The organism is Alphaproteobacteria bacterium, from assembly GCA_019746225.1.
Classification (GTDB): Bacteria; Pseudomonadota; Alphaproteobacteria; order Paracaedibacterales; family VGCI01; genus VGCI01.
The window spans coordinates 22,091-28,624 of record JAIESE010000044.1; the positions used below are offsets into that span (position 1 = coordinate 22,091).

Here is a 6,534-nt window from a genome sequence, read left to right on the forward strand (position 1 = left end):
GAAACACCCTGTGAAAAAAGAGGCTTGCTTTCTGAAAGAGGTCGAAGGACAATAATTTATGTAAAATTTGAATTAATTTTTTTTTAATTATGAGGCACCATGAAACAAGTCCAAAAATGGATAATCTGCTTGATGGGTGTTGTTCTGTGCCATAAAGCCATTTGGGCGAATCCATCTTTTGAAAGTGTGCGCGGTGGCATCCAGGTCGGCTATGCTCTCATTGATAGCACGGTTCATTATGCTCGAACTCAAGCCCCAAATGCATCAGATATGTCTGACATTTCCGGTCGGGGAACGATTGGTGGAATCACTCTTGATTGGTGTCGCATTCTCGGTAACTCAGATATGCTACTTGGTGTAGAGGGCAGTTTAAACTTTACAAAAGCGATCGGCAGGAAAAGCACAAAAGGGACCTTTTTTGACCCTACTCCAGGAGCAAGTTGGGAAACAACTGTCGAATTCAGCCGGTCGATTGATTTAACCATGAAGGTTGGCTATATGGCAAAAGGAGCAGCTCTTGCCTACTTTAAAGTTGGACCAAGCCGTTCTCGCTGGCGGTCCCTGTCAACCAACACTTTCACAAATACAAAATCAGTTTCAGCGGCTAATGGTCTGGGGCTTATATTGGGAGTTGGAGCTGAGTTCCCGCTTTCAGATCGCATCTCTTGGGGAGGTGAATATAACTACCGTCGACCTAAAAATCTAAGCCATAACATTACCCAGCCAAATGGGCTCACTATTCGTTCGGTAGATGTAGCCCCAACTTCGCATGCCATAATGTTTCGTCTAAATTATAGATTTTGCGCTCCGGATTATGCTGAAACACCACCGGAAAAAAAGAGAAAACGCAAAAGATCCAGAAACCCCCAATAGACGACGCGAAATATAATTTATTTAGGAAAGTATGATGAAAATAACAAAGTGGATAGTGGGACTCTCAAGCCTTGTGGTCTGCCAAGAAGCATTCCCTGACTCTCCTTTTGAAGGAGTGAGGGCGTGTTTGCAAGGAGGTTATGGCACCCTCGATACTAAAATTCAATTTACACGGACTGACACTGTTCCAATTGGAAAAGATACTTCAGATGTTTCAGGCCGCGGAGTGTTAGGCGGAATTGCGATCGACTGGATGAACCTCGTTGGAAATACTAAAGTGTTAATGGGACCCGAACTCAGTTTTAACTATTGCACAACGAAGGGCAAGAAAAGCACCATTGGGACGTTTGTCCCAAATACAGCAACAGGAGATCTATCAACGACTGCTCTGTTTAAGCGAGCTGTTGATCTTACGCTTAAAATTGGCTATCTAATCGAAGGGCAAGCAGCACCCTATATTAAATTGGGACCGAGTAGTGGACATTGGAAGGCCAGCACGGCAAGCAACTCACATTTAGCGAGTGGCTCAGCAGCTTCAACGAGCATAGGATTTGTTGTAGCCTTGGGTACAGAATTTTGCATCTCAAATCGCTTTTCTTGGGGAGCAGAATATAGTTACAGGCATCATAAAGATTACACCCTTACTCTCGTTAATTCGAATTCCACGATCCAACGCCAAATCAACATTCAGCCATCCTCAAGTGCCTTCATGTTCCGTATTAATTATAAGTTAAGCTCCGTGGACTATTCAGACAATTGCGAAAAAAAAGAGAGGAAACGGAAAAAGTATAAAAGACCAAAAGAAAGTGACGAACCGTCAACAGAGTGTAAAAAGCCACCAAAAAATTGTAGAAAACCATAAGTTAGAAAGATTTCGCTTTGGCCCTTGCAAGAGCTACGGAAATCCCGTCTAATTTAATATATACGCACCTTTAGAAGAGGTTTGTTTTCTGTGGCTCTGCGAACTGATCCCCCCCCTGAAAAGGGAACGTCAACCCGCCTTTTCCCAAAAGGACATCTCAAGATTTTTCTAGGTGCCTCCCCTGGCGTTGGAAAGACGTTCGCGATGCTTCAAGCAGCTGCTGAGCGCAAACAAGAAGGTGTTGATGTCGTCGTGGGCCTCGTTGAAACCCACAAGCGTAAAGAAACCGAAGATCAACTCAAAAATCTCGAAATCCTCCCCAGAAAAGTCATTACTTACCGGGGGAAGAAATTCAAAGAACTTGATCTTGATGGCGTCCTGGCACGGGCCCCTAAACTTGTACTCATAGATGAATGCGCCCACAGCAATTTGCCAGGAAGCCGGCACCCAAAAAGATATAATGACATCCAAGAGATTCTTGAACATGGCATCAATGTTTACACAACCCTCAACATCCAGCATTTTGAAAGCTTAAAAGATATGGTGGAGCAAATGACCCATATCACTATTCGAGAAACCATTCCCGACGCTTTCATTCAATCTGCCGATGAAGTTCAATTGATTGATTTGCCCCCCGATGACCTACTTCAACGCCTTGCAGATGGAAAAGTGTACGTCCCAGAGCAAGCCATTACCGCCATTGAAAATTACTTCAACCGTTCCAACTTACTTTCCTTGCGGGAGCTTGCCTTGCGGCACACAGTAGCAGTTGCAGACGAAGAAATGTCCCACGACGTCCAACAGCGGAAGAAGCAAGGTCCTTGGCCAGCAAGTGATCGCGTTATGGTTTGCGTCGGCACTGAACCGTCAAGCGAAAATTTGGTTCGTATTGCCTGTCGCGTTGCAGATCGGATGCAAGCCAAATGGGCAGCTGTTACTGTTGAAACGCCTGATGATGAAACGCGATCCTTAAGCGTTCAACAGCAACTCTCTCGCACCCTCCATCTCGCACAGGAATTAGGCGCTGAAGAGGTCGTTGCCCTTGACGGAACCGATGTTGCGGAAACACTTCTTCAGTATGCATTTGCAAATAACGTCACGGATATGCTTGTCGGACAACATCAAAAGCGCAGCTTCTTGCAAAGAGTTCCTCTGATTGGTCAAGTATTACGTGCAAGGTCTGTGGCTGAAGAAATTTTATCCTTTCACCCTTCTTTGACTTTACGAGTTATCCCAACGGAAGAAAATGGACCTCATCAGATTGCTCCAACCCCCAAGAAGCCCTTCCATAAGAGCATTCTCCCCTATGTTTACAGCCTTCTCATTACCTTAAGTATGTTGTTTGCTGCCGGAGAAATCGTAAAACACACCTCAATCACGAGTATCTCGACGTTCTTTTTCTTAAGCATCATCTTGGTCTCGATTAAATTTGGGTTCCGGCCCGCACTTTTGGCAACCTTTGTCGGCACGTTGGCCTACAACACCATCTTTATGAACCCAAAATACCATTTAAGTATCATAAGCTTAGAAGGAGGATTGACTTTTCTGTCCTTTGTTTTTGCGGCACTCGTCATATCAAATTTGTCCATACACTCCCGTAATGTCATTTCGACGACTCAAGGCAGATTGCGCCAAATTCGTTTCTATTCAAACTTTGTTCAAAAACTTACTCTTTGCAAATACAGGGACGATGTCCTAGCACTTCTTTGCCAAGAACTTTACCGGTTTTTAAATATTTCTGTCATTGCCTTTTGGGAAATTCACGAGAATCTAACTCCTGCAATACAGTACCCAGAGGAAAGAGACCTCGGCCTGACCACATCCGACGAAAGCGCCATTCAGTGGGCGTTAGCTCACCAAAGCCGCAGTGGACGATTCACTGACAATTTCTCAGATGCTCGCTATCTTTACTTACCCATAAAAATAGGAAACAATAGTTTAGGAGTGGTTGGTATTTGGGCATTAAAAGATCAATTAACAATTGATGATTTTAGAATTGCACAAACACTCATTGATCAAGCTGCCTTGGCGATTGATCGATTAAACCATATAAAAAAACGTGACAGATGAGGATTAATAGATACTAGAAAATGATACGTCGCCTTCTCAATTGGCTCACGATGTTAACGTTTCTGTTTACCTCAACTGGGGTGGCCATTTTTTTTATGTTCTTTTATTATGGACGCGGTCTCCCTGATTATGACTTCCTCCATAGCTACGAGCCCCTAACCACCAACCGGATTGAGGCAGCAAATGGAGACACGTTACGAGAGTTTTCAAAAGAACGACGTACGTATGTTCCTTTAGACAAGATCCCCTCCCTTGTTATTAACAGTTTCTTAGCAGCTGAAGATAAGAACTTCTTCTACCACTGCGGTTTGGATATCAACGGCATTGCTCGTGCCTTTGTCTCAAACAGCACGCAAGGGTCCTGGCTTTCGCGCCCCTTAGGAGGCTCCACCATCACCCAACAAGTCGCCAAGAATTTTCTTGTTGGTAACGAGCGATCTTTTGACCGAAAGGTCAAAGAAGCAATTATGTCCTTAAGGTTAGAATCCGCTTTCACAAAGGAGCGCATTCTGGAGCTTTACCTAAATCAGATATATTTAGGAATGGGCGCTTACGGAGTGGTTGCAGCTGCATCAACCTACTTTAATAAATCCTTGGATGAGCTATCGATTGCCGAATGTGCCTTCCTTGCAGCCATGCCCAAGGCCCCTTCCTTTTATCCAAATCAAAAGGATTTGACGCGCGCGACAGCCCGTCGAAATTGGGTAATTGATCGCTTACAAGAAGAAGGCGTTCTAAATGAAGTTGAAGCTCATTCAGCAAAGGATGAACCCTTGACTATATCCCAAGAAACTGATGAGAAAAATCAGCCCAATTATTATACAGAATATATTCGCCAAGAGCTTATAAACCATCTCGGAGAAGATGTTCTCACACAAGGTGGTCTTACAGTGAAAACAACTTTGAATCCAAATTTCCAAGCCATCGCCGTTAAGGCATTAAAGCAGGGTCTCATCTCTTATGACCGACGGCATGGATGGCGGGGTCCGATTGAAAAAGTAGACCTCGACCTCTATGACAATGATACCTGGGACTTCGCCTTGAAGAAAATACCTCCCCCCCCAGGACTGGGTGAATGGTCGCTTGCCGTTGTGTTAGAGACAACTGCCCACGAAGCAAGAATTGGGCTTAAAAATGGCGAAAAAGGAAAGATTCCTTTAAAAGAACTCCTTTGGGCTCAAAAAAATCTGCCTGACCAAACCCTTGGCCCCAAAATTGCCCATCCTGAGGAGGTCTTGAAGACCGGTGACGTTATTGCTGTTTCCCTTGTGAAAGGGGAGACGTATCGATTAGAACAGATTCCAGAAATTACGGGGGGATTTGTTGCTCTTGATCCGAATAATGGACATGTTCTCGCAATGGTTGGCGGCTATGACTTTGGGAAAAGTCAGTATAATTGTGCCACCCAAGCAAGAAGACAACCGGGATCCGCCTTTAAACCTTTTGTGTATCTAACGGCCTTAGAACACGGCTATACCCCAGAAACTAAAGTTTTGGATGCTCCTATCATGCTCAACGTTGGCGGCAAAATGGGCATTTATGCGCCTAAAAATATTACGAATAAATTTTATGGACCAACCCCTTTACGAGCCGGACTTATTTATTCTCGGAATGTGATGACAGTGCGTTTGGCACAACAAATCGGGATGAATAGGATCGATAAAACTGCCCAAAATTTTGGTCTTGTTGAAAAACTACCCCATCAGCTTGCCATGGCTTTGGGTGCTGCGGAAACAACCCTCTTAAAGCTAACGACCGCCTACGGAATGATCGCCAATGGGGGGCTTCAGATTTCCCCTATTTTCATCGACGAAGTTGTAGATCGCCACAACCAGGCAGTTTACCAATCACAACCCCTCCCGAAAACACGCGTTGCCAGTTCTAAATCCACTCGCCTACTCATTAAAATGATGGAAGACGTTGTGCAAATAGGAACCGCAAAAAGTCTCTTAAGCCTAGAGCGCCCCATCGCAGGCAAGACGGGAAGCACGAATGATTTTAAAGACAGCTGGTTTGTCGGCTTTACTCCAGATCTTGTCGTCGGTGTATTTGTTGGTTTCCCGTCCCCCAAAACTTTGGGTGCCGACGAATCTGCATCCCATGTTGCTGTTCCCATCTTTGCGAAGTTTATGAAAGAAGCCATGGCAAATAAGCCCGTCGTTGGCTTTGGTAAACTTAAAGAACAAGAAGAACCAGAAGTTCAATTAGAAGTAGCCTTGCCCCAAGAAGATACATTTTTGGTTCAAGAAGAGGGGTAAGCTCCTCGTTACTTCACCTGACCCAGATAGGGAATATCTTTCAGAGCCTCAAGAGGCTTTTTCAAAACAACTGTGACAATATTTTGGGGAGAGCACGTAGCCAATTCGGATGGAACTTTACAAAACTTATCCTGAAAGCCTTGCCCTGGTTGAAGATTCTTCCATCCAGGCGTGCTGAGCACATAGCCCGAATAATAAAACAGCCTCCCTTGGCTATCTTTGAGCACAAATCCGTTCAAGTTTGTCTTTTGGAGGATATCAAACTTTCCCGGAATGATGACTGGGGCTCCATTCGGGCTTTTAGCAATGGCAACCAGCAATAAAAATGGTGGAGCCTGTAATGGCTGGAACATAATAGAATCCACAAGCTTTTCAGTGCTTGTAAGGGCTTGATATCTTGGATCATTCACAATCGTGAGACCCGCATAATTAACATGACCACCTTGAAATCTGACTTCGAGGCCCAACAAA

The 6,534-nt window shown here is 44.6% G+C and carries 5 protein-coding genes; 4 read left to right on the plus strand and 1 reads right to left on the minus strand.

Annotated features, from left to right (window positions below):
- Positions 1-99: 99 nt before the first annotated feature.
- From K2Y18_08370 to K2Y18_08385, 4 genes are all read left to right on the plus strand, one after another.
- A complete protein-coding gene (locus K2Y18_08370) occupies positions 100-873 on the plus strand; it encodes a porin family protein (protein MBX9805749.1) in 774 nt (257 codons plus the stop codon).
- 31 nt (positions 874-904) lie between these two features.
- Complete coding sequence (locus K2Y18_08375; protein ID MBX9805750.1) at positions 905-1,735, plus strand: outer membrane beta-barrel protein; 831 nt, start codon at positions 905-907, stop codon at positions 1,733-1,735.
- A gap of 90 nt (positions 1,736-1,825) precedes the next feature.
- The gene (locus tag K2Y18_08380) at positions 1,826-3,805 is read left to right on the plus strand and encodes a DUF4118 domain-containing protein (protein MBX9805751.1); all 1,980 of its coding nucleotides are present in this window, start codon (positions 1,826-1,828) and stop codon (positions 3,803-3,805) included.
- 20 nt (positions 3,806-3,825) lie between these two features.
- Positions 3,826-6,063: a PBP1A family penicillin-binding protein gene (locus tag K2Y18_08385; GenBank protein MBX9805752.1), complete on the plus strand. Its 2,238-nt coding sequence runs from the start codon at positions 3,826-3,828 to the stop codon at positions 6,061-6,063.
- Positions 6,064-6,071: 8 nt separating this feature from the next.
- On the opposite strand, the gene K2Y18_08390 is transcribed toward K2Y18_08385, so the two are convergent.
- Positions 6,072-6,534: hypothetical protein (locus tag K2Y18_08390; GenBank protein ID MBX9805753.1), on the minus strand; the 463-nt coding region annotated here is incomplete at its 5' end.

Coding starts and splice junctions, on each gene's coding strand:
- K2Y18_08370 (MBX9805749.1), top strand. CDS start 100: ATGAAACAAGTCCAAAAATGGATAATCTGCTTGATGGGTGTTGTTCTG.
- K2Y18_08375 (MBX9805750.1), top strand. CDS start 905: ATGATGAAAATAACAAAGTGGATAGTGGGACTCTCAAGCCTTGTGGTC.
- K2Y18_08385 (MBX9805752.1), top strand. CDS start 3,826: ATGATACGTCGCCTTCTCAATTGGCTCACGATGTTAACGTTTCTGTTT.